This is a genomic window from Lactobacillus sp., from assembly GCF_014803895.1.
On record NZ_JAAVAU010000001.1, the window covers coordinates 46,458 to 68,387 of the forward strand.

Here is a 21,930-nt window from a genome sequence, read left to right on the forward strand (position 1 = left end):
TTAAGGAAAAATACTTTACACCTTTTATCTGATGTGATATATTATTTAAGTCAAGAAATTTAGGAGGAATTATATTATGGCAGTTAAAATTCGTATGCGCCGTATGGGTTCAAAGAGAAAACCTTTTTACCGTGTTGTTGTAGCTGATTCACGTATGCCACGTGATGGTCGTTTCATCGAAGAAGTTGGTTACTACAATCCACTTTCTAACCCTGCAGAATTCAAGCTTAAGGAAGACAGAGTCTTTGAATGGCTTGAAATGGGTGCACAACCTTCAGATACTGTAAGAAGCTTGCTTTCAAAAGCTGGTTTGATGAAGAGATACCATGACGCAAAATACGGTAAGTAATTACTGATAACTAAGAGTTTGGGGCAAAATCCCAAACTTTTTTGTTACCTCGTTTTTTAGAAAGCTATTTTATGAACGAATATTTTGAAGTGGGTCAAATTTTAACGACCCATGGCCTAAAAGGTGAAGTTAAGGTTAATGTTATAACTGATTTTCCAGAAGAGCGTTTTTCGGAAGGGAACAGATTATTTGTAGATTTAAATGGTGAAATGAAGGAATTGACTGTTGAATCTGCAAGAAAGCAAAAGCAATTTTACTTAATCTTTTTTGAAGAAATCGCCGATATAGATGAAGCAGAAAAGATTTGCCATCATAAGTTATATGTTGCTGATGATGATCGTCAAAATTTACCTGAGGGTAGCTATTATTTCAAAGATATTATTGGTACGCCTATTTATGATCATCTAACTGGTGAAAAATTGGGGGTTTTGAATAATATTGAAACTCCAGGAGCAAATGATATTTGGGAAGTAAAGCCAGAAAAGGGTAAGAGTTTTTGGATTCCTAATATTACTTCTGTAGTCAACAAGGTAGATTTACCCAATAAACGTATTGAAGTTACTTTGCTTGAGGGATTACGCTAATGAAAATAAATGTTTTAACACTATTTCCAGATATGTTTACTCCATTGCAAGTCTCAATGCTTGGTCGTGGTTTAGAAGATGGCAAGTGGGATTTAAATTTAGTAAATTTTCGTGATTTTACTGATGATGTCCACCATCATGTTGATGATACCCCTTATGGTGGGGGAGCAGGTATGGTCCTACAAATTATGCCGATTAAAAAGGCACTGGACTCTTTAGAAAATAAAGGAAAAGTAATTATTACCGCTCCTCAGGGGAAAACTTTTAATGAAAAAATGGCTCAAGATTGGTCAAAAGAGGAGAATTTAACTTTTATTTGTGGTCATTATGAAGGTTTTGATCAGCGTGTTTACGATTTAGCTGATGAAACTGTTTCAATTGGTGATTATGTTTTAACTGGTGGAGAATTGCCAACAATGAGTATGATTGATGCGACTGTTCGTTTATTGCCTGGTATTTTGGGCAACAGTGCATCTGCTGTGGAAGAAAGCTTTTCTCATGGTTTACTTGAATATCCACAGTACACTCGTCCAGCTGATTTTGAAGGACAAAAGGTTCCGGAAGTATTAACTTCAGGTAACCACCAAAAGATTGCTGAATGGCGTCATAAAGAAGCTCTTAGAGCCACTTTATTACATCGACCAGATATGCTAGAAAATCGTGAATTAACTAGCGAAGAACACAAGATGCTCAATGAAATTAAAGCAGAACTTAATGAATAAGTATTTACAATTAAGAGCTGATTTGTTAGACTATTAGGCGTGGCGATTTGCCATTATTATGGGTATTCCGCTGGCGTAGGACGTTGATGAATGCCGTAGAAGGAGAAAAAATAATGAATCCATTAATTCAAGAATTAACTAAAGACCAATTACGTAGCGACTTACCTGACTTCCGTCCTGGTGACACTGTTCGTGTTCACGTACGTGTTGTTGAAGGTAGCCACGAACGTATCCAAATTTTCGAAGGTGTCGTAATTAAGCGTAAGGGTGCTGGCATCAGCGCAACTTACACTGTACGTAAGATTTCATCCGGTATCGGTGTTGAACGTACTTTCCCAGTTAACGACCCACGTGTTGCTAAGGTTGAAGTTAAGCGTCAAGGTCGTGTACGTCGTGCTAAGCTTTACTACTTACGTGAACGTCACGGTAAGGCAGCTAGAATTGCTGAAAAGCGTCGTTAATTCTAATAAAAACGATATTAAAAAAGCATCCTCAGTTGAGGGTGCTTTTTTTGCTATGTTCTTATTTTTTTCTGGTAAGAATATGATAAAATCATGATAAATATTTTTATTGGAGAAAGATAAATGGATAGAAATGTGTTTTTGTTAAATTATGATAGTAATCCTAAAGCAGTTTTAGAGCCGAATCATGAGAGGTTGAATTATCATTTTGATTATCCTCTAATTTATGCCTTTTTAGAAAAAGAAGTAATTGATAATTTTTTGTCTAAAACTCGGCATCGTGAAGTTGGAAAATTTGAGACGATTTCTTTTTCACCTAGTATTTATGAAATTGAAGTTAAGGGAAAAAAGTTTAATTTGTGTCAAGCTCCGTTAGGTGCTCCAGTTGCTACACAATTACTTGACTGGTTAATTAGTTATGGAACTAAAAAAGTATTGGCAATTGGTAGTGCAGGGAGCCTAGTAGATTTACCTGAGAATAATTTCTTTTTGGTTAAAAAGGCCATTAGAGATGAGGGAACATCCTTCCATTATCTGTCTGCTGAAAGTGAAATTGAATTAGATAAAGAATTTAGAAATAATTTATTAACTCATGCCAAAAAAGAAAATACTAATTTAACTGAAGTTATTACTTGGACAACTGACGGCTTTTTTAGAGAAACTGAAGATAAGATAAAACAAGCTCTTGCTTATGGTGCAGAGCTTGTTGAAATGGAATGCAGTGCTATGGCAGCCTGTAGCAAATTTAGAAAAGTTGATTTTGCACAAATTTTATTTACCGCTGATAGTTTGGCGGGTGAAGACGGTCATGATGAACGTAGCTGGGGCGAAGTTGGTAGAGCACGTGCTTTAGAATTGGCGGTATCATTGTTAAATTAATACTTAAAATCACATTTTTCTAAATGGTCATTAACCAACCCAATTGCTTGCAAGAAAGAATAAACTGTAGTGGGTCCCACAAATTTAAAGTCAGCTTTTTTCATGTCTTTAGAGATTTGAGTAGATAAGTCGGTCTTGGCAGGAATGTCAGACATAGTTTGGGGATGATGAATAATTGGTTCAGGAATATAGCTTTGTAAAAATTTAGCTAAACTTTTGCCATTTTTATGCCAATCTCTAAGAATTTTAGCGTTATTGACGGCAGCATTGATTTTTAATTTATTACGAATAATTCCTGCATCGTTAATTAATCTTTCAAAATCTTCTTCGCCAAATTGAGCAACTTTATCTACATTAAAATTTGCAAATGCTTCTCTAAAGTTTTCTCGCTTATGTAAAATGGTTGACCAAGACAAGCCTGATTGAAAACTTTCTAAAATAAGCATTTCAAAAAGATATTCCTCATCTAAGTTAAGTTTTCCCCATTCATAATCATGATAATCTTGGTAGAGTTGGTCGGTAGAGCCAGAATATGTCCAATCGCAACGTTGCATAGTTAAGATCCTTTCTAAAATAAAACTTAATTATAGGTTATTTTATAAATAACGATAAATAAATGCAAAAGCTGCCCCATGTGACCAGCTTTTTTGTATAATTTTAATATAAATATAATTTTGGAGGGGATGATAAATTGATTCATGAATATTCAGCAGGCGGTTTAATTTATCGTCTCAAAGATAATCAAGTGCAGCTACTCATTGTTCAAAGTTGTATTAATGGTTCTTGGGGGTTTCCCAAGGGTCATTTAGAGGATGGTGAAACTAATCGTCAAGCAGCTCAAAGAGAAGTTTTAGAAGAAGTGGGTTTAGAGCCTAAATTTGATTTTTCTTTTAGAAAAAGTATTACTTATACCATCGCTAAAAATCGTGAAAAAACTGTTAATCTTTTTTTGGCTAAATCAGTACCTGGTCAACGTGTGCGTTTGCAAGATAATGAAATTAAAAATGCCAAGTGGTTATCTTATGAAGATGCGCGTCAATTTTTGCGATATCCAGAATTGATTAAAATTTTTGAAGATGTAATAGATTATGTTAAAAAATAGGGATAGAGGCAAAGATGCATTATCCAAAAGAGTTAGTGGATGAAGTTAAACAAAGATCTCAAGGAATGAGATTGGAAGGCTTAAATGAAGGAGCCGGGCCAGTTGATCCGAAGTTGATGATTGTTGGTGAAGCTCCTGGAAGAAATGAAATTATTGATAATATTCCATTTAATGGGGATGCTGGTCGCGAGTTGATGAAATCACTGGCTAGCATTGGTTTGGGTCGTGAGGATGTTTATATTACTAGTGCAGTTCGTAGTCGCCCTTATTCAGTTAAAAAAGTTTTTAGTAAACGTGAAAATAAAGAAGTAATCAAATACCCTAATCGTAAACCTACCAAAAATGAAATATTAGCACATGCGCCATTTTTAGATTATGAGATAAAAATGGTCCATCCTAAGTTGATTGTAGCAGTAGGAAATACTGGACTAGAAAGATTAGTTGGTAAGGGAAAAATTTCTGAATTACATGGTAAGGTTATTGAAGATACACCGATTTTACAGTTGAATGAAAATCAAGATAATTATGTGTGGTCAAAAGAACACTATACAATTTTTCCACAATATCATCCAGCAGCCGTCTTTTATAATCGTAAGTTAACTGATGATATTGAAAAAGATTGGCAAGTAATTAAACCATACTTGATAAGTTAAAGAATGATAAATAACAAGTAGGATTTGTTATGGAGGGTTTTCTTATGAAAAAACAAATTGGAATGACTGCAGTTCTTGCAACTTTAATGCTTACAGTAGGTTGTCAAAATTCTGTATCATCAAATAATCAAAGTAGTTTTGAAAGCTCATCACGTTCTAGTAAAGTAGAAAAAACGTCTACTACTTCATCCCCTAAGTCTAGTTCTAATATATCAAGTTCAGAAAAGTCATCATCTTTTTCATCTTCAAGTTCAAAGAAATCTTCCTCAGCAGATAGCCAAACACCAGCAAGCAAGAAGAGTCGCTTTGCAAAGGTAAATTCAGAGATTGCTGAGAAATTTCCTGATCTGCCACTTCCTAGAACTAGCGGCTTAGATACTGATAGTAATGCATTCAATGCTCGTTATACTCAGAGTAAGAATAAAATTACCATCTACTATAGTGTCGGCAATCAAGCCAAGAAATTTAATGCAGCTAGTTTGAAGAAGGAATTACCATATCTTGTTTATAGCCAAGAAAGTAATTTGAGTTCTGAACAAATGAGTAGCGCAATCAATTATCAAAAACAAGCTTCTGGCTTGCCAACTGTGAAGTTAAATAATGGTGTGACTGCTACTGAACAATCTGGTGCAGGTCAAAGATACTTAACTTGGAATAAAGATAACTGGTCATTTACAGTTCATGCTAGTGCTGTAAGTAACCAAAATCCTAAGCCTACTGCTAATAAGTTGATTGCGTTGCTTGAGGATTATGAATTGCCTGAGATGGATGAGAAGGCTTCAATCACTCTTCGAGTCGGCACAAGTTATGGTTCATTAAATAATGAAATGTACTTTGAAAAAGATGGTAAGTTGTATCACTTACAAGCACATAGCTTGAAGACCATGCTTAAAGTGGCTTCGACAATTAGGTAATTAAAAATTCGCTAGAGCTTTTTTACGAGTTCTAGCGAATTTTTTGGTAAGTTAATACATAATTTTATTAGTAGTTAGAAGTGAGAGCTTTAATAATAACTGCAAAAGTACTACCATGCTCCACCCCAAATAGCAGTGGTAGTAAGTGTGAATAGAACTTTTTTTAATTTTGTCATAGTTAGGATACCTCGTTAAATGAAAAATATAAGTAGAATATTAGGACCGAAGTTTCGAAAGATTAGAAAAGAAAAAAACTTACCCTTGATGATGTAGTTAGCGAAGATGTTTCGATATCTAGAGCCACACTCGGTCGCTGGGAGAGAGGTGAGCAAGATATTACAACCGATGCTTATCGTGAGTTATTAAAACGGGTACATCTTGCTTCAGCTGATATGGTCCCTGACAATTTTGAAGATTTTGCAAATAAAATTGGTAATTTATATGAAAATGATAAAAATGATGAGTTAAAAAAGTTATCTCAAAATTTATTACTTAAATATAAGACCAATAATGGTTTTGAAAATCTTTTGAGAGCTACAACTGCTTGCAACTTTTACATGGATCTTACAGATGAAGATTTAACTAATACTAATTTCAAAAATAACCTTGAATCTCAAATTGATAGTATTATTGAACTTGAATTATGGAATGAACCGGATGTTCTTTTTTTACTAATAGTCAATTGCTTATAAAGCCAAAGACAACTTATGAAGCATCTAGATCTTTAAATAGTGTCGTTTGTGTGAAGGAAGTAGTTTCAATTTTATATTCACGTCCATTATTAAATAGCGTTATAGTTTTGATAAAGAAAAAAGACTTATCATATGCGAAGCAGATTTTTTATTTTGTAGCTAAGCTTAAATTTTCTGATGACAACTTTGGTGCTGAACACAGAGTTAATTGTTTTGAGAAAGCTATAACCGGCATAGAAATTGGCAACTTATGATGCATATAAATATATTGCTGATTTAAATCGTACTTCAAATGAGCGACAATTAGCAAAAGCTTTAAATTTCACCTTGGATCAATTTAGAGAAATTTATAACCTTTGAAATTTGAAATATATTTTTGCGTAAATTGAATGCTATTTTTTGTAGTATAGTAAGTTATAAATGTAGCAAGAGAGCTGTTCTTGCTATAACGAATTTTATTGAATAGGAGAGATTTATTATGAAAAAGTTTATCTCTAGGTGGTATTTAATCCAGAATATCATTGCGTTAATCACAATAGTTGTTCTTCATTTAAATATACCGCTAACTATTATTTCCGGGATAGTGTTGGCATTGTCTGTTATCTTTAATTTTGATTTTATTCAATCTAAAAAGTTAAAAGATAGTAACTGGTTTATTCAGTTTTTCCTGCAACCTCTTGCGGTGGTTATGGCTTGGGATTATGTTTACTTTGAATTAGTACAATATCATTTGAATAATTGGTTTTTATCAACAATACTGTTTTTGTATTATCTAGTAATGTTTGTTCCCTTTGCCTATGTTATTGCAGCTAAGGCAAAGAATTTATTTTTAAGATTAATTTTTATTTATTCACAATATTTTATTATTGGTTTTATTGTTAGTTCTAAGAATAGTGTTCTTTTACATTCAAATGTACTTCAAGCTGTTGCATATTTAATCTTTGTTGTTTTGTTAATGCATTTATGGGGTGCAGCAGGACCAGATGTGAAGTCAAATAAAAAAGAAAATGCTTTAGTGATTATTGTTTTGATATTTATTATATTATTTTATGCATTTATAAATGCTTCTAATAATTTAGATACTTTTCAGGAATTAATTAAAGATATTTCTAAAGATAATGTTATTAATTTTTGGGAATCAATAAGAGCTGGAATTGGTGAAGAAATTACAATTAGATATGCAGTTGCTGTTTGTTTATTATGGATTTTTAGTAAATCTGTTCATAGATTAGTTTTTGCGATTTTGGGTAGTTCTATAATTTTTGGCTTATCTCATTTGGTTAACTTAACTAATAGCCAAGCTTTAGAAGCAACTATTTATCAGGTATTAAATGCTTTTGCAATAGGATTAATATTTATGACAATATTTTTATATACTGGAAAAATATGGGTTACTATGTTGCTGCATTTTATAATTGATTGGTCAAGCACATTTGTATCGGGAACTTTAGTAGAAAATAGTATCTTGGGTCCTAATCTTATAGTTAATTATAATTTTACTAATGTACTTATTCTTATAATTGTCTTTGGCTTGGTCCTCATCTGGATGATGCATGGGAAGCGTCGTCAGGTAATGGAAGAACATGCTAAAGCATTGATTAAAAAATAATATGAAGTTATTACGAATAACTCCGCGCCTGATTTTTGAAATTCTGTAAAGCCAATTTTTAGTAGAATATCAGGTTCTATATCTAAGCTCTTTAATCTATCGATCAAGACTAACTACATTGCAATCAATGATTTCATTGATTTTAGAATTAATCATTGTTCTTTATGCGCTTTTCGTGTGAAGAGAGGTGATCTTTTAGCGGGTTTTATACTTCTTTAGGATTATTTAATGGTCTGAGTGGAATTTATAATACTTTTAAACAACCATTATCCTGGATAGTAGATGAAATCAATCTACTATAGTGTCGGCAATCAGGCTAAGAAGTTTAATGCAGCTAGTTTGAAGAAGGAATTACCATATCTTGTTTATAGTCAAGAAAGTAATTTGAGTTCTGAACAAATGAGTAGCGCAATCAATTATCAAAAACAAGCTTCTGGCTTGCCAACTGTGAAGCTAAATAATGGCATGACTGCTACTGAGCAATCTGGTGCAGGTCAAAGATATTTGACTTGGAATAAAGATAACTGGTCATTTGTGGTTAATGCTAGTACTGTAAGTAACCAAAATCCTAAGCCTACTGCTAATAAGTTGATTGCGTTGCTGAATTGCCTGAGATGGATGAGAAGGCTTCAATCACTCTTCAAGTCGGCACAAGTTATGGTTCATTAAATAATGAAATGTACTTTGAAAAAGATGGTAAGTTGTATCACTTACAAGCGCATAGCTTGAAGACCATGCTTAAGTTGGCTTTCACAATTAGGTAATTAATTAAATAAATGAAAAAAGTACCTATTACTTTTATAGCAGTGATTGCGTAAAAGTTGATAGATACTTTTTGCTAAGCTAATATATAATTTTATTTGAGCAGAGCAATAAATGAACTCATTCCGCCAATTAGCATTGTACCATTCCAAATAATAGATGGTAAATGACGCTTAATTTTAGAAAATAACATGTAAAGGAGATCCTTTCTAGTGAAAATTATAGGTAAAGAATTAGGACCAGAATTTAGAAAAATAAGAAAAGCAAAACGCATTACTTTGATTGAAATAAGTAAAGGTATTAGTTCAGAACCCTCTCTTTCCAAATGGGAAAGAGGTTTGCAAAACATACCAGCTAATGTTTACTGTGAACTTTTAAGAAGACTTCATATTATGCCTAGCGAAATAGAAGTAAATAAAAGTCAGATAAAGCCTTTTATGATTAAAGTGAGTGAATTGTATATCAATAATAAAGACATAGAATTACGTAATTTAGGAATTGAACTTCTTAACAAATATTCAAAAACGCATACTTTTATGAATTTGCTTAAAGCAGCAACAGTATGTAATTTTTATTTAGATTCAACTGGTGAAGATATAACTGATGAATTATTTAAAATTCAAATAAGACTTCAATTGTTTGATCCAGAGGGCTGGCATCACGAGCAAGTAGTTCTCTTTACTAATACGCAATTATTATTAGATTCAAAATCTGTATATAAATTAGCACGGTTGTTAGCGAGTCATGTGTATGAAACTGCTAGAATTTCCGATGATGATTCATTTGCTTTAATTAATTCAGTTCTTACTTTAATAAAACGGAAAAAAGTATCAGCTGCTAAAAAAATGTTACATATTCTTAAAAACATAAAATTAGTTTCATATAACTATGTTGTGCAATATAGAATGGAATTTTATGATGTTTTATTGAAATATGTGGAAACACTAAATCCTGAGCCAATAAAAAAGTACTTCTCTAGTCTATCTAATTCTAAAGTTGAACAACAAGTATTAGAAGATTCTAAAAGTGCATATCTTCAAATACGAAAAATATATGAAGAATAAATACGCGAATCTGCTAACGTATTTAGTTTTACATATTGAGCAAACTTTATTTATAAAAATATTCATATATGAATATTTTTTTATATAGAGTCTTCTTAAATTTGCTACTATTACATCGTAGTAAGAAACGTTTCTTGCTATGTAGATTAATTTTAGGAGGTAATTCACATGAAAAATGGTGAAATTACAGATGTTCAAACTGTAAATCCAGCATTAGATTTGCAAAGAAATCAAGGGATGATTTTTGCAAGAAGACGACATCATCATGATGATAGTCATCATTATAGTAACAGTAGTATTAGTATTTTTTGCTCACATGATGGGGTAACTATTATTGGCTAATTGACTAAATTATAAACAGCGATTGTTTTCAATCGCTTTTTTATGGAGTTTTATATATGAAAAAGTCTATTTCTAGATGGTATTTAATTCAAAACATTATTGCGTTGATTATCATCATTGGGTTTCACTTAAATTTATTACAAACGATTCTTTTTGGGTTAGTACTGCTATTGTCAATTATTTTTAGTTTTGATTTTGGCTCACCCACACAGTTAAAAAAGGCAAATTGGTTTGTTCAATTTTTCTTGCAGCCTTGGGCATTGATTACGGCATGGAATACTATTTATTTGGTATTGGTACAGCATCATCTAAATAATTGGGGATTACTAACAATTTTATTCCTATATTATTTAGTAATGTTTATTCCATTTGTCTTTATTATTGCAGCTAAAGCAAAGAATCTAATTTTACGTTTAATTTTTACTTACTCACAATTTTTTATTATTGTTTTAGCACTCAATAGATTTAATAATAATATATTATTATCCTCGACCATTCTACAAGCTGTTTCATATTTTATTTTTATTGTTCTATTAATGCGCTTGTGGGGTGCAGCAGGACCAAATCTAAAAGCAAATAAAAATGAAAGTGTTTGGATTATAGTTAGTTTAATAATTTTTACATTGGCTTTTATAATTTTAAATGCTTGGAATAATATTAGTTCTATACATCAGTTAATTAATGATATTTATAGAGATAAAATTACTAATTTCTTACAGTCTTTAGAAACAGGTATAGCTGAAGAAGTGACATTTAGATATGGCCTAAGTATTTGTTTTCTATGGATATTTGAAAAATCATCGCATAGATTAATTTTTACAATTTTTGGAAGTTCAATATTTTTTGGATTGTCACATTTAGCTAATTTGACGACAGGTCAAGGCTTAATGCCTACTTTAAGTCAAGTTATCTTTGCATTTTCATCAGGATTATTATTTATGATGTGGTTTCTGTACACTGGTAAACTATGGATTACAATATTTTTGCATTTTTTCTTAGATTGGGTAAGTACATTTGGCCATGATTCTATGACTGTTAATAGTATATTGAATTCTATTATTAAAACTACACCTGAATTTATCGGAGCATTTGCTATTTTGATTGTTTTTGGCGGATTACTAATTTGGATGATGCACGGCAAGCGTCGTCAAGTAATGGAAGAACATGCTCAAGCATTGATTGGATATCATAAGTCATAAAAGTATTAAAAACTCCAGAATCATAAAAATCGTTGATAATCTTGATTCATATTTGTGATATGAGTCTTGATATATCAACGATTTTATTTTTTAATTACTGAATGTTGCGATAAAGACTAACAACCTTACCTAAAACTCTATAATTAGCACTATTTTTAAAGCGAGTGATAGAGATTTGATCGTTTACATTTTGGACAGCCACAAGTTCATTATTTGTAGCTAATTCTTGTCTTTTAACAATAATTTGATCATTAGTTAGTAAGCCATTAGAAGGTTGTTCTTGAATTTTAACCATAAACAATTTACCCGCAAATTTTTTTAATTGTGGTGGAATTGGAAAGAAATTTGTTGCGTGTTGCATAGCTTCATCAAGATCGTTTACAGTAGAATTAATGATTGGAATAACTTGCGGCTTTATGCCGAGTTCTTTGAGACCAGCCTTGGTAATTTCCATCGCGCGAGGTTTTGTTGCATCACGATACAATAACCCCTTATTTTCTAAGCGAGCTAGGTGACCGTGAACTGTTGAAGTTGAAGAAAGATTTACTGCTTCGCAAATTTCTCTAACAGTAGGTGGAAATTTCTTTTTTTCAACAGTATCATAAATATATTGCAAGATTTGAATTTGTTTGGATTTATGTTTTTTTGTTTCAGTCATAAAGCTTCTCCATTAGCAATTTTGTTTCATTTTATCAAAAAAATTCTTACCAAACAAACTAACGTTCTTAAAATAATTCTTTAATGGCTTTTTTTCTGAAGAAGATTAGGGTAGACTTAAAGAGTATAGTGAGGTGTTTAACATGGATAAAAAAGAAGAAGAAAAGGTAATTAAGCGTATTAATGAACTTTACCATACAAGTAAAGAAAGAGAATTAACGCCTGATGAGTTAGAAGAAAGAAAGAGACTACGGGCAGCATTCTTAGAAAACTTCCGAGCAGGTTTTAGACAACAACTTGAAGATACTGTAGTTATCGATAAAGATGGTAAGGAAGTAACTTCAGAAAAAGCTAAAGAAGCTCAAAGAAGAAAGGGATTAAGAAAAGATTAATTCTCCCCTTTCAAAAAGCTTGTTTTTTTAGTAAAATTTACTTGTTTATAAAATTGGAGGTTTTTTAATTATGAATTTAGGTTTAGCAATTTTTCTTATCATCATTGCCTTAATTATTGGCTTAGTTGGTGGTTTCTATGGTGCAAGAGCATACATGAAGAAGTATTTCCAAGATAATCCTCCAATCAGCGAAGATATGATTGCTGCAATGATGGCACAAATGGGTCAAAAGCCATCTGCTAAAAAGCTTAACCAAGTAATGAATATGATGAAACACCAACAACAACGTAATAACAAGTAAGTTTTATCTAATCATTGGAGAGACGGAGGAGTGCATCCTCGGTCTCTTTTTATTTGCTAGTAAGTATAAGGAGAATGACGATTTATGAAAAAATATTTTACTGTTCGTGGAGGTGCTGGTGATATTACTGGTTCTGACAAGATGCGTCCACAAGATAATTTGTATTTAGCAGTTAATGCAGATTGGCAAAAGACTGCAAAAATCCCAGCAGATCGTACTGAAACTGGAACTAATGCTCAAATTGATATGCGTCTTGAGAAGATTATGATGCAAGACTTTGCCGACTTTGCTGATGGTAAAAAAGAAATGCCACAAGTTCAAAATTTTGATAAAGCAATTAGCTTATATAAATTAGCTCGTGATTTTGAAACTAGAAATAAGCAAGGTATGACACCAATTCAACAAGATTTAGCTAAAATTAATGATTTAAATAATTTTAGTAAATTTAATCAATCAGCTGGTGAACTTACTTTGCAAGATTTCACTTTACCTTTTGCTTTTGATGTTGATGCTGATATGAAAGATACTAGCAAAAATGTTCTGCATTTTTACGGTCCAGGTACTCTTTTGCCAGATACTACAAGCTATGAAGGTCCAGATGCCGAAAAGTTACTTGGAATTTTAGAAAAACAAACTATTAAACTGTTAGTAATGGCTGGGATAAATGAAACAGATGCTAAGCGTGAAGTAAAAGCAGGTTTAGCATTTGATAAAAAATTAGCTAAAGTAGTTAAGTCGACTGAAGAATGGTCAAACTATGTGGCAATGTATAATCCAATGTCGATGCAAGATTTCTTAGCTAAGTTCAAGTCATTCTATATGAAGCAATATTTAGAAAGTATCTTACCTGAATTGCCAGAAACGGTCATTGTTACTGAACCTAGATTTTTAAATCATGTAGAAGAACTGATTAATGACGCCAATTTTGACGAAATTAAAGGTTGGATGTTAATTAAATTCATTGGTAGTGTAACTAATGTTTTGTCACAAGATGTGAGGGATGCCGCTTTTCCATACCAACAAGCAATTACTGGGGCAGGTGAATTACCATCTCAAGAAAAGCAAGCATATAGGTTAGCAGATCGAATTTTTGATGAAGTTGATGGTATTTATTATGGTCAAACTTATTTTGGTGAAGCGGCTAAGCAAGATGTCACTGAAATGATTAAGCAAATGCTCAAAGTGTATGAACAAAGAATTTCTGAAAATGATTGGCTTTCTGAAGAAACTAAGAAACAAGCAATTGTGAAACTTAATGCTTTAGTTCTTAAAATTGGGTACCCAGAAAAGCAAGAAGAAATTTTTAATAAGCTTGCTGTTGATGAAAATAAGTCATTATATGAAAATGTTAAAAATATCAACATTGCTAAAAATAAAGAAAATTTTGCTAAAATTATTAAGCCAGTTGATCGTACAGTTTGGTTAATGCCAGGTAATATGAATAATGCTTGCTATGATCCACAAAGAAATGATTTAACTTTCCCAGCTGGAATTTTACAAAAACCATTTTACGATGCTAAACAAAGTAGAGCTGCTAACTATGGTGGTATCGGAGCAACTATTGGACATGAAATTTCTCACGCCTTTGATGATAATGGTGCTCAATTTGATGAAAAGGGCAATATGAAGAATTGGTGGGCTAAAGAAGATTTTGCAGAATTTAATAAGCGCACTCAAGCTGCTATCGATATTTATGATGGTTTGGAATACGGTCCATCTAAATTAAACGGTAAGCAAGTAGTTTCTGAAAATATTTCTGATATTAGTGGACTCACTTGTGCTATTCAAGCTTGCAAGCTGGATAAAGGAGATTTAAAAGAATTATTTGAGAATTATGCTCGTTCGTGGATGCAAATTCAACGTCCAGAAGCAATCAAGACAGAAATTGCTGTCGATGTTCATGCACCTCAGCCAACACGTGTAAATATTCCAGTTCAATGCCAAAAAGAATTTTATGAAACTTATAATGTTAAACCACAAGATGGTATGTGGCTTGATAAAGATAAGCGTGTAGTTATTTGGTAAGATTGAAAAAGCTGCTAGGAATTAATTCCTAACAGCTTTTTTATCGTAAAAGTTATTATTTTTCAGTTAACATGTAAGCACGAGTCATTGGTAAGTTTTTACCAGATGGTCCCTTAGTTAATAAGTATTGGATAACGTCAATGTTACCTGATTCAAATGAAGCAGCACACGCTTGAAGGTAAAGGTCCCACATTCTGCAAAATCTTTCCCCCATCATTTCTTTAACTTGATCACGTACAGCATTAAAGTTCTTGTCCCAAATTTCCAAAGTTCGTTGGTAGTGACGGCGAAGAGTTTCCATATCAGTAATCTGCAAGTTGTTTTCTACAATATCACCGACAATTTCTTGAAGACCTGGAATGTAACCACCTGGGAAAATATACTTATCAATCCAAGCATTGGATGCACCACCTTGTTGGCGAGTAATGCCGTGAATTAGAGCAGCTCCATTTGGATTTAAGTATTTAGCAACGTCAGCAAAGTAACCACTCAAGTTTTCGCTACCAACGTGTTCAAACATACCAACGGAAGTAATGTAATCAAACTTACGGTCACCTAATTCGCGGTAATCTTCAAGTAAGACTTCAGCTTGATCTTCTAAGCCCATAGCTTTAATTTTTTGGCTTACTAACTTGTATTGTTCTTCACTCAAAGTTACACCAGTAACCTTAAGATCATATTCTTTAGCAGCGGTGAGCATTAAAGTACCCCAGCCACAACCAATATCTAAGAAAGTCTTACCTTTTTGTGGGTTTAACTTTTTAAGAATATGGTGAACTTTAGCAATTTGTGCAGCTTCTAAGTCGTCGGTATTACCGTTAGTAAAGTAAGCACATGAGTAAGTCATGGTTGGATCTAACCATAATTTATAAAATTCATTTCCAATATCATAGTGACTGTGAATATCTTCTTGATTTTGTTTTTCAGTATGTTTTTTAACCTTAGGCATAAATTTTCTGAATTTAGAATTTCTCATAAAAGATTCAGCAGACTCATAGGCTCCCAAGATTAGCTTTTGAATTACTTGAGTATCGTCACCATTGGCACTCTTGATTTCAATCTTTTTATCCATATAACCTTCACCAAGAGCTAACGAAGCGTTGCTACTGATGTCAGAAATTGGAATCTTTTCATTGAAAACAATCTCAAGTTCAGGTTCTCCATTGCCATAAACTACACTCTTACCGTCCCAGTAAGTAACTTTTACGGGGAAGGGGAAAGACTTACTGAGCATCATTTTATAAAATGTTTTTTCTAATACCAATTAAATTTCCTCCGTTTTTTAAAAACCTAGAGATAATTTTAACACTAATTTAAAATTCTGTAGCAAAGAAAAAAGTGAGAAAATTTTCTCACTTTTATTTTGCAACATAATGAAAATTGGGATTTTGTTCTTTATCAAGTTTGTTCCAAGCTTGCTCAAGTTCAGCATATAATTCTGGAACCGTTTCTTTATCAACTTTTTGTTTTCGTGGAATATAAATAGGTTCTCCAAAGCAAATATCTAATGATTTTCTCTTTAATAATCCTCCAAAAGTTAAAGGACCCTGGTAGATTACTGGAACTATTGGTTTCCCAGACATTTTAGCGATGACAAATGCACCACTTTTTAATTCTGATGAATGACGTGTGCCAGAGGGAAAGATAATTAATGAAAGGTTACCTTTACGTAGTCCCTTTACTGGTATTTTAATTGCTGAAGGACCAGGATTTTTTCGATCAACAGAAAAAGCATGTGCATGAATTAAGATAAATTTTAAAATAGGATTTTTGAATAGTTCTTTTTTAGCCATGAACATAAATTCTGTTGGACTAGCTGCTAAGGCAAATAAAATTGGTTCCCACCAAGTACGATGAGGTGCAGCTAAGATATAATTACCTTCAGGGATACGATTTTTGTGGTGGACATGTAAATGACCATTTAGAACCCAAACAATAAAGCGGACGATTGGGCGAATTATTTTATAAAACATATTATTTCCTCCAATTATTGTAGTAATATTTTATACCAGCTAGATAAAAATATAAATAGAGAGGGTAAATGCAGATGAGAGATTTGCTTAAAAGTGGGGAAAGAATTGATTATCTATATAGTGATGATTTACGAATTATTCAAGCTAAAGATTCATTTGCTGTAACACTTGATACAATGCTTCTAGCGTATTTTGCAAAAGAAAAGATTCATGATAATTATCAAGTAGTAGATTTATGTAGTGGTAATGGTGCGGCAAGTATCTATATGTCTTATTTTAATCGTGCTCATTATCACGCAGTGGAAATTCAACCTAATATAGTGAATCAGGCGCAACGGAGTGTTGAGTTAAATGGTTTGGAAAATAGGATTAATGTTTATGAAATGAATGCAATTGATGCACCTAAAAATTTAGGTAAAGATAAGTTTGATGTTGTGGTAGTTAATCCTCCATATTTTAAGGCACCTGCAGGACATGTAATTAATCCTGATGAAAAAAAGGCAATCGCTCGTCATGAATTATTGATTAATTTAGAGGGTATCATTGATGTGGCGAGTCAAATGTTAAAAATGAAGGGAAAAATGTTTATGGTTCATCGTCCAGAACGATTGGGCGAAATCATGCATTATTGCTTGAATCATAAAATGAGCGTTAAAACTGTTCAGCCTTTTGTTTCTAAACGGGGAGATGATAGTAATTTAATTATTGTTGAAGCGATTAGAAATGCTAGCAGTGATGGGGTAGTTTTGCGGGATGCAATTGAAGTCCATAATCTAGATGGCTCTTTTACACCAATAATTCAAAAGATTATTAAACAAACAGATAGTGAAAGACAAAAACATAATAAAAAGCAAAAATATTATTTTTACTGTCTTTTATGTAATGATGGTAGTTTTTATGGTGGTTTTACGAATGATTTAAGCCATCGTTTAGAGATGCATAATACGGGCAAAGGAGCTAAATATACTAAATCTAGAAGACCTGTCAAGCTGATTTATCATGAAGAATTTGATGATAAAAGATTAGCTTTAAAAAGAGAATATTGGTTTAAGCATCATAGTCGCGAATGGAAAGAGAAATTTTTACGAGAACATAATGTAAAGTTTTGATTGAAAAAATCATTAAGATTGGGTACAATGTTCAAGTGTGCTTTCTGCACACATAAGTTTATAAATCACATCAGAAGCGATTAAAGTCTACGGTGCCCTACGGGGTCTGATTTTAATGGGACCTTCTGAGAGGAATTAATAACCATAGGAGGATATTTTTATGACAGTTGTTACTATGAAGCAATTGCTTGAAGCAGGTGTCCACTTCGGTCACCAAACTAGAAGATGGGACCCAAAGATGGCTCCTTACATCTTTACTCAAAGAAACGGTATCTACATCATTGACTTGCAAAAGACTATCAAGATGTTAGATGACGCTTACAACTACACTAAGGCAGTTGCTCAAGATGGTGGTGTGTTCTTGTTTGTTGGTACTAAGAAGCAAGCACAAGACTCAATCGCTGAAGAAGCTAAGCGTGCAGGTCAATACTACGTTAACCAACGTTGGTTAGGTGGTACTTTGACTAACTGGACTACTATTCAAAGCCGTGTTAAGAGATTAAAGCAATTAAAGCAAATGTCAGAAGATGGTACTTTTGATGTTCTTCCAAAGAAGGAAGTAGCACTTTTGACTAAGGAAATGGACAAGCTTGAAAGATTCTTAGGTGGTATTGAAGATATGCCTAGAATTCCTGATGTTATGTTTGTTGTTGACCCTAAGAAGGAAAAGATTGCTGTTCACGAAGCTAACATTTTAGGTATTCCAGTTGTTGCTATGGTTGATACTAACACTGATCCAGATCCAATTGATGTTGTTATTCCATCAAATGATGACGCTATTCGTGCTATTCGTTTAATTTCCGGTGCTATGGCTGACGCTNTCATTNAAGGTAAGCAAGGTCAANACGACAACGAAGATGTTGAAAAGGAAATGGCTGACAAGGCTGCTGAAGCTGACAATGACGAAGTTTCAATTGAAGAAGTAGTCGAAGAAGCAGAAACTGAAGATTAATTTTTACTAAGATTTCATAAGGAGAAATTGAAATGGCAAAAATTACTGCTGCTCAAGTTAAAGAATTACGTGAAACTACTGGTGCTGGTGTTATGGATGCCAAAAAAGCATTGGTAGAAGTTGATGGTGATATGGAAAAGGCAGTTCAATACCTTCGTGATAAAGGTATGGCAAAGGCTGCTAAGAAAGCTGATCGTATCGCTGCTGAAGGTTTAACTGGAGTTTATGTTGATGGTAATGCAGCAGCTATTACTGAAGTTAACTCTGAAACTGACTTTGTTTCTCAAAACGATAAGTTTGTTAACTTAGTAAATGAAGCTACTAAGACAATTGCTGAAGGTAAGCCTGCTGATATGGAAGCAGCTCAAGAATTGAAGATGGCTGATGGAACTACTTTGGACCAAGCTTTCGTAGATGCTACTGCTACAATCGGTGAAAAGATCGTGTTACGTCGCTTTGCTTTAGAAGAAAAGACTGACGATCAAGAATTTGGTGCTTACCAACATAACGGTGGTCAAATTGGTGTTATTACTGTTTTGGAAGGTGCTGATGCAGAAACTGCTAAGCACTTAGCAATGCATATTGCTGCTATGGGTCCTAAGGTTATTTCACCAGATGAATTAGATGATGAATTTATTACTGATCAATTAGCAGTAATGAACCACAAGATTGACCAAGATAATGAAAGTCGTGCATTAGTAAACAAGAAGCCTTTACCACATCTTGTTTATGGTTCAGCAAAACAATTAAGTGATGATGTTTTAGCTAAGGCTGAAGAAGATATTAAGGCAGAACTTAAAGAATCTGGTAAGCCAGAAAAGATTTGGGATAAGATTATTCCAGGTAAAATGCAACGTTTCATTGATGATAATACTCAAGTTGATAAGCAATTTGCTGTTTTATCACAAGATTACATCATGGACGACAGCAAGACTGTTGGTGAATTTTTGAAAGAAAAAGGCGCTAAATTAGTTGCTTTCCAACGTTATGAAGTTGGTGAAGGTATCGAAAAGAAACAAGAAGATTTCGCTGCCGAAGTTCGCGAACAAATGAAATAATTATTTAATTTTAAAGGAGTGATGCTTATGCATCGCTCTTTTTTTTATTCCTTTACTTTTATATTCAGTTATCGAGCATTCTTTATGGTAAAATGATAAGAGCTATTAAGGAGGATAATCATGAGTCAAGTAAAGTACAAACGCATAATTTTAAAAGTTTCCGGTGAAGCTCTTGCTGGTGAAAAGGGAACTGGTATTAATCCGGAAGTTATTAGACATTTAGCAGGCGAAATCAAAAAAGTCCATGATATGGGCGTAGAAATTGGTATCGTCTGTGGTGGTGGTAATATGTGGCGTGGTGAAACTGGAGCAAATTTGGGCATGGAAAGAGCTCAAGCTGACTACATGGGTATGCTGGCCACAATTATGAACGGTTTGGCCTTGCAAGATGGTTTAGAAAATCTTGGCGTACCTACTAGAGTACAAACTTCAATTGAAATGCGCCAAATTGCTGAGCCTTATATCCGTAGAAAAGCTATCCGTCATTTGGAAAAAGGTCGCGTCGTAATTTTTGGTGGTGGTACAGGAAATCCATATTTCTCAACTGATACTACTGCAGCATTACGTGCAGCTGAAATTGATGCTGATGTAATTTTGATGGCCAAAAACGGTGTTGATGGTGTATATTCTGCTGATCCAAAGCTTGATCCAAGTGCTAAGAAATATGATGAATTAACTCAATTAGATTTAATTTCTAAGAACTTGAAAGTTATGGATAGTACTGCAAGTTCATTATCAATGGATAATGATATTCCATTGGTTGTCTTTAATGTTAATAAGCCTGGCAACATTCAAAAAGTTGTTGAAGGTGAAAATATTGGTACAGTTATTAAGGGGGACAAATAATGGCAAACGAAGTTATTGATAAAGCAAGAAGTAATATGAATAAATCTATTACGGTTTATGAAAAAGACTTAGGCTCAATTCGTGCGGGTGTTGCGAATGCAAGCTTGTTGGATAACATTAAGGTAACTTATTATGGTGCTCCAACACCTTTAAATCAAATGGCAAGTATTACCATTCCTGAAGCTCGTGTTTTAATGGTTACACCATATGATAAGACTAGTTTAGATGATATTGAACATGCCATTTTAGCTTCAGATTTAGGGATTACACCTGCAAATGATGGTTCTGTAATTAGAATTGTGATTCCACAATTAACTGGTGAACGCCGTCAAGAAATTGCTAAGCAAGTAGGTAAACTAGCTGAAAAAGCTAAAATTGCAATCAGAAATGTTCGTCGTGAAGCAATGGATACTTTAAAGCGTCAAACTAAAGATGGCGATATCACTGAAGATGAACAACGTAATTTAGAAAAGCAAGTCCAAAAAGTAACTGATGAGTCAACTAAGAAAGTTGATGAACTTGCTGATAAAAAGAGTAAGGAAATCACTCAAGGTTAGGTTTTAAGATGAGTGATAATAGCAGACCTTTAAATCATTTAGCAATTATTATGGATGGAAATGGTAGATGGGCTAAGAAGAAACACCTACCACGCTTTGTTGGTCATAAAAATGGTATGAAGAACATTCGTAAAATTGCATTAGCTGCTAATGAATTAGGCATTAAAGTTTTAACGCTTTATGCCTTTTCTACTGAAAATTGGGCTCGTCCAACGGACGAAGTAAATTATTTAATGCGGTTGCCAATTGATTTTTTTAATAAGTTCATGCCAGAATTGATGGAAAATAACGTTAAAGTTAATATTATGGGCTTTAAAGATGAAATTCCTCAGAAAACTTATGAAGTTGTTAAAAGGGCAATGGCTGAAACTGCTAATAATACTGGTATGGTATTGAATTTTGCCTTTAACTATGGCTCTCGTAAAGAAATTGTAGCTGCAGTTCAAAAACTCGCTCAAGAAGCAGCAGATGGCAAAATTAGGCCGGATCAAATTGATGAAGAGATAATTTCAAATAATCTATTGACTAATGACCTCAAACCCTATGATGACCCGGATTTGTTAATTAGAACGTCTGGTGAGGAAAGATTATCTAACTTTTTATTATGGCAAGTAGCTTATAGCGAATTTGCCTTTACCAATAAGAATTGGCCTGATTTTGATGAAAATGATTTGAAGCAATTAGTGGATGAATATCAGAAGCGTGACCGACGCTTTGGAAAGTTATAG

Annotated in this window: 27 protein-coding genes; 23 read left to right on the forward strand and 4 right to left on the reverse strand. The window is 33.2% G+C overall.

All coding sequences use genetic code 11. The features are described from left to right. Positions 1–76 precede the first annotated feature (76 nt). The 5 genes from rpsP to HDR40_RS00245 all read left to right on the forward strand — a co-directional run bounded on the left by rpsP (position 77) and on the right by HDR40_RS00245 (position 2,995). Positions 77–349, forward strand: coding sequence for a 30S ribosomal protein S16 (rpsP, locus tag HDR40_RS00225; RefSeq protein ID WP_290625129.1), 273 nt, complete (start codon positions 77–79; stop codon positions 347–349). 71 nt (positions 350–420) lie between these two features. Then, positions 421–933, forward strand: a complete 513-nt coding sequence (gene rimM / locus HDR40_RS00230; protein ID WP_290625131.1) for a ribosome maturation factor RimM — start codon at positions 421–423, stop codon at positions 931–933. Next, the gene (trmD, locus tag HDR40_RS00235; protein ID WP_290625133.1) at positions 933–1,655 is read left to right on the forward strand and encodes a tRNA (guanosine(37)-N1)-methyltransferase TrmD; all 723 of its coding nucleotides are present in this window, start codon (positions 933–935) and stop codon (positions 1,653–1,655) included. Before rimM ends, trmD begins: the two co-directional genes overlap by 1 nt. 113 nt (positions 1,656–1,768) lie before the next feature. Continuing rightward, entirely contained in the window at positions 1,769–2,116 is a 348-nt protein-coding gene (gene rplS, locus HDR40_RS00240) for a 50S ribosomal protein L19 (RefSeq protein WP_290625136.1), read from the forward strand. 123 nt (positions 2,117–2,239) lie between these two features. Beyond that, positions 2,240–2,995, forward strand: a complete 756-nt coding sequence (locus tag HDR40_RS00245; protein ID WP_290625138.1) for a nucleoside phosphorylase — start codon at positions 2,240–2,242, stop codon at positions 2,993–2,995. On the opposite strand, the gene HDR40_RS00250 is transcribed toward HDR40_RS00245, so the two are convergent. After that, entirely contained in the window at positions 2,992–3,549 is a 558-nt protein-coding gene (locus HDR40_RS00250) for a DNA-3-methyladenine glycosylase I (RefSeq protein ID WP_290625140.1), read from the reverse strand. The genes HDR40_RS00245 and HDR40_RS00250 overlap by 4 nt on opposite strands. Before the next feature lie 137 nt (positions 3,550–3,686). Between HDR40_RS00250 and HDR40_RS00255 the strand changes: the two genes are divergently transcribed. From HDR40_RS00255 to HDR40_RS00295, 9 genes are all read left to right on the forward strand, one after another. Then, positions 3,687–4,097, forward strand: a complete 411-nt coding sequence (locus HDR40_RS00255; RefSeq protein ID WP_290625142.1) for an NUDIX domain-containing protein — start codon at positions 3,687–3,689, stop codon at positions 4,095–4,097. A gap of 14 nt (positions 4,098–4,111) precedes the next feature. Continuing rightward, positions 4,112–4,750, forward strand: a complete 639-nt coding sequence (locus tag HDR40_RS00260) for a uracil-DNA glycosylase (protein ID WP_290625144.1) — start codon at positions 4,112–4,114, stop codon at positions 4,748–4,750. 44 nt (positions 4,751–4,794) lie between these two features. Then, positions 4,795–5,664 carry a hypothetical protein gene (locus HDR40_RS00265; RefSeq protein ID WP_290625146.1) on the forward strand — a complete coding sequence of 290 codons (870 nt, stop codon included), beginning with the start codon at positions 4,795–4,797 and terminating at the stop codon, positions 5,662–5,664. Positions 5,665–6,056: 392 nt separating this feature from the next. Continuing rightward, positions 6,057–6,356 carry a hypothetical protein gene (locus HDR40_RS00270; RefSeq protein ID WP_290625148.1) on the forward strand — a complete coding sequence of 100 codons (300 nt, stop codon included), beginning with the start codon at positions 6,057–6,059 and terminating at the stop codon, positions 6,354–6,356. A 478-nt stretch (positions 6,357–6,834) separates the two neighbouring features. Continuing rightward, on the forward strand, positions 6,835–7,965 hold the full coding sequence (locus tag HDR40_RS00275) for a CPBP family intramembrane glutamic endopeptidase (RefSeq protein WP_290625150.1): 1,131 nt from the start codon (positions 6,835–6,837) through the stop codon (positions 7,963–7,965). A gap of 282 nt (positions 7,966–8,247) precedes the next feature. After that, the gene (locus HDR40_RS00280; protein WP_290625152.1) at positions 8,248–8,634 is read left to right on the forward strand and encodes a hypothetical protein; all 387 of its coding nucleotides are present in this window, start codon (positions 8,248–8,250) and stop codon (positions 8,632–8,634) included. Positions 8,635–8,939: 305 nt separating this feature from the next. Then, entirely contained in the window at positions 8,940–9,791 is an 852-nt protein-coding gene (locus HDR40_RS00285; RefSeq protein ID WP_290625154.1) for an Rgg/GadR/MutR family transcriptional regulator, read from the forward strand. A gap of 168 nt (positions 9,792–9,959) precedes the next feature. Then, positions 9,960–10,133: a hypothetical protein gene (locus HDR40_RS00290; RefSeq protein ID WP_290625156.1), complete on the forward strand. Its 174-nt coding sequence runs from the start codon at positions 9,960–9,962 to the stop codon at positions 10,131–10,133. Positions 10,134–10,189: 56 nt separating this feature from the next. After that, positions 10,190–11,332: a CPBP family intramembrane glutamic endopeptidase gene (locus tag HDR40_RS00295; protein ID WP_290625157.1), complete on the forward strand. Its 1,143-nt coding sequence runs from the start codon at positions 10,190–10,192 to the stop codon at positions 11,330–11,332. A gap of 94 nt (positions 11,333–11,426) precedes the next feature. Here HDR40_RS00295 and HDR40_RS00300 read toward each other — a convergent pair whose 3' ends face one another. After that, on the reverse strand, positions 11,427–11,990 hold the full coding sequence (locus HDR40_RS00300; RefSeq protein WP_290625159.1) for a repressor LexA: 564 nt from the start codon (positions 11,988–11,990) through the stop codon (positions 11,427–11,429). A 142-nt stretch (positions 11,991–12,132) separates the two neighbouring features. Between HDR40_RS00300 and HDR40_RS00305 the strand changes: the two genes are divergently transcribed. The 3 genes from HDR40_RS00305 (at position 12,133) to HDR40_RS00315 (ending at position 14,707) form a co-directional block, all read left to right on the forward strand. After that, entirely contained in the window at positions 12,133–12,381 is a 249-nt protein-coding gene (locus tag HDR40_RS00305; RefSeq protein ID WP_290625161.1) for a DUF896 domain-containing protein, read from the forward strand. A 70-nt stretch (positions 12,382–12,451) separates the two neighbouring features. Continuing rightward, entirely contained in the window at positions 12,452–12,682 is a 231-nt protein-coding gene (locus HDR40_RS00310) for a YneF family protein (protein WP_290625162.1), read from the forward strand. Between the two features lie 84 nt (positions 12,683–12,766). Then, positions 12,767–14,707: a M13 family metallopeptidase gene (locus HDR40_RS00315; RefSeq protein WP_290625163.1), complete on the forward strand. Its 1,941-nt coding sequence runs from the start codon at positions 12,767–12,769 to the stop codon at positions 14,705–14,707. A gap of 55 nt (positions 14,708–14,762) precedes the next feature. Here HDR40_RS00315 and HDR40_RS00320 read toward each other — a convergent pair whose 3' ends face one another. Continuing rightward, a complete protein-coding gene (locus tag HDR40_RS00320) occupies positions 14,763–15,944 on the reverse strand; it encodes a cyclopropane-fatty-acyl-phospholipid synthase family protein (protein WP_290625198.1) in 1,182 nt (393 codons plus the stop codon). 121 nt (positions 15,945–16,065) lie between these two features. After that, the gene (locus tag HDR40_RS00325; protein ID WP_290625164.1) at positions 16,066–16,680 is read right to left on the reverse strand and encodes a 1-acyl-sn-glycerol-3-phosphate acyltransferase; all 615 of its coding nucleotides are present in this window, start codon (positions 16,678–16,680) and stop codon (positions 16,066–16,068) included. Between the two features lie 74 nt (positions 16,681–16,754). Between HDR40_RS00325 and HDR40_RS00330 the strand changes: the two genes are divergently transcribed. The 6 genes from HDR40_RS00330 to HDR40_RS00355 all read left to right on the forward strand — a co-directional run bounded on the left by HDR40_RS00330 (position 16,755) and on the right by HDR40_RS00355 (position 21,930). Beyond that, positions 16,755–17,789, forward strand: a complete 1,035-nt coding sequence (locus HDR40_RS00330) for a GIY-YIG nuclease family protein (RefSeq protein ID WP_290625200.1) — start codon at positions 16,755–16,757, stop codon at positions 17,787–17,789. 160 nt (positions 17,790–17,949) lie between these two features. Next, the gene (gene rpsB / locus HDR40_RS00335) at positions 17,950–18,741 is read left to right on the forward strand and encodes a 30S ribosomal protein S2 (protein ID WP_290625165.1); all 792 of its coding nucleotides are present in this window, start codon (positions 17,950–17,952) and stop codon (positions 18,739–18,741) included. A gap of 32 nt (positions 18,742–18,773) precedes the next feature. Further along, complete coding sequence (gene tsf, locus HDR40_RS00340; protein WP_290625166.1) at positions 18,774–19,799, forward strand: translation elongation factor Ts; 1,026 nt, start codon at positions 18,774–18,776, stop codon at positions 19,797–19,799. Positions 19,800–19,919: 120 nt separating this feature from the next. Continuing rightward, positions 19,920–20,645, forward strand: a complete 726-nt coding sequence (pyrH, locus tag HDR40_RS00345; protein WP_290625167.1) for a UMP kinase — start codon at positions 19,920–19,922, stop codon at positions 20,643–20,645. Continuing rightward, positions 20,645–21,202, forward strand: a complete 558-nt coding sequence (frr, locus tag HDR40_RS00350) for a ribosome recycling factor (protein ID WP_290625168.1) — start codon at positions 20,645–20,647, stop codon at positions 21,200–21,202. The genes pyrH and frr overlap by 1 nt, the downstream gene beginning before the upstream one ends. Before the next feature lie 8 nt (positions 21,203–21,210). Continuing rightward, on the forward strand, positions 21,211–21,930 hold the full coding sequence (locus HDR40_RS00355; protein ID WP_290625169.1) for an isoprenyl transferase: 720 nt from the start codon (positions 21,211–21,213) through the stop codon (positions 21,928–21,930).

Excerpts from the sequence above, each read along its gene's own strand:
- rpsP (WP_290625129.1), top strand. The coding sequence starts at position 77 with ATGGCAGTTAAAATTCGTATGCGCCGTATGGGTTCAAAGAGAAAACCT.
- rimM (WP_290625131.1), top strand. The coding sequence starts at position 421 with ATGAACGAATATTTTGAAGTGGGTCAAATTTTAACGACCCATGGCCTA.
- trmD (WP_290625133.1), top strand. The coding sequence starts at position 933 with ATGAAAATAAATGTTTTAACACTATTTCCAGATATGTTTACTCCATTG.
- rplS (WP_290625136.1), top strand. The coding sequence starts at position 1,769 with ATGAATCCATTAATTCAAGAATTAACTAAAGACCAATTACGTAGCGAC.
- HDR40_RS00245 (WP_290625138.1), top strand. The coding sequence starts at position 2,240 with ATGGATAGAAATGTGTTTTTGTTAAATTATGATAGTAATCCTAAAGCA.
- HDR40_RS00250 (WP_290625140.1), bottom strand. The coding sequence starts at position 3,549 with ATGCAACGTTGCGATTGGACATATTCTGGCTCTACCGACCAACTCTAC.
- HDR40_RS00260 (WP_290625144.1), top strand. The coding sequence starts at position 4,112 with ATGCATTATCCAAAAGAGTTAGTGGATGAAGTTAAACAAAGATCTCAA.
- HDR40_RS00265 (WP_290625146.1), top strand. The coding sequence starts at position 4,795 with ATGAAAAAACAAATTGGAATGACTGCAGTTCTTGCAACTTTAATGCTT.
- HDR40_RS00270 (WP_290625148.1), top strand. The coding sequence starts at position 6,057 with ATGGTCCCTGACAATTTTGAAGATTTTGCAAATAAAATTGGTAATTTA.
- HDR40_RS00275 (WP_290625150.1), top strand. The coding sequence starts at position 6,835 with ATGAAAAAGTTTATCTCTAGGTGGTATTTAATCCAGAATATCATTGCG.
- HDR40_RS00280 (WP_290625152.1), top strand. The coding sequence starts at position 8,248 with ATGAAATCAATCTACTATAGTGTCGGCAATCAGGCTAAGAAGTTTAAT.
- HDR40_RS00290 (WP_290625156.1), top strand. The coding sequence starts at position 9,960 with ATGAAAAATGGTGAAATTACAGATGTTCAAACTGTAAATCCAGCATTA.
- HDR40_RS00295 (WP_290625157.1), top strand. The coding sequence starts at position 10,190 with ATGAAAAAGTCTATTTCTAGATGGTATTTAATTCAAAACATTATTGCG.
- HDR40_RS00300 (WP_290625159.1), bottom strand. The coding sequence starts at position 11,990 with ATGACTGAAACAAAAAAACATAAATCCAAACAAATTCAAATCTTGCAA.
- HDR40_RS00305 (WP_290625161.1), top strand. The coding sequence starts at position 12,133 with ATGGATAAAAAAGAAGAAGAAAAGGTAATTAAGCGTATTAATGAACTT.
- HDR40_RS00310 (WP_290625162.1), top strand. The coding sequence starts at position 12,452 with ATGAATTTAGGTTTAGCAATTTTTCTTATCATCATTGCCTTAATTATT.
- HDR40_RS00315 (WP_290625163.1), top strand. The coding sequence starts at position 12,767 with ATGAAAAAATATTTTACTGTTCGTGGAGGTGCTGGTGATATTACTGGT.
- HDR40_RS00320 (WP_290625198.1), bottom strand. The coding sequence starts at position 15,944 with ATGATGCTCAGTAAGTCTTTCCCCTTCCCCGTAAAAGTTACTTACTGG.
- HDR40_RS00325 (WP_290625164.1), bottom strand. The coding sequence starts at position 16,680 with ATGTTTTATAAAATAATTCGCCCAATCGTCCGCTTTATTGTTTGGGTT.
- HDR40_RS00330 (WP_290625200.1), top strand. The coding sequence starts at position 16,755 with ATGAGAGATTTGCTTAAAAGTGGGGAAAGAATTGATTATCTATATAGT.
- tsf (WP_290625166.1), top strand. The coding sequence starts at position 18,774 with ATGGCAAAAATTACTGCTGCTCAAGTTAAAGAATTACGTGAAACTACT.
- pyrH (WP_290625167.1), top strand. The coding sequence starts at position 19,920 with ATGAGTCAAGTAAAGTACAAACGCATAATTTTAAAAGTTTCCGGTGAA.
- frr (WP_290625168.1), top strand. The coding sequence starts at position 20,645 with ATGGCAAACGAAGTTATTGATAAAGCAAGAAGTAATATGAATAAATCT.
- HDR40_RS00355 (WP_290625169.1), top strand. The coding sequence starts at position 21,211 with ATGAGTGATAATAGCAGACCTTTAAATCATTTAGCAATTATTATGGAT.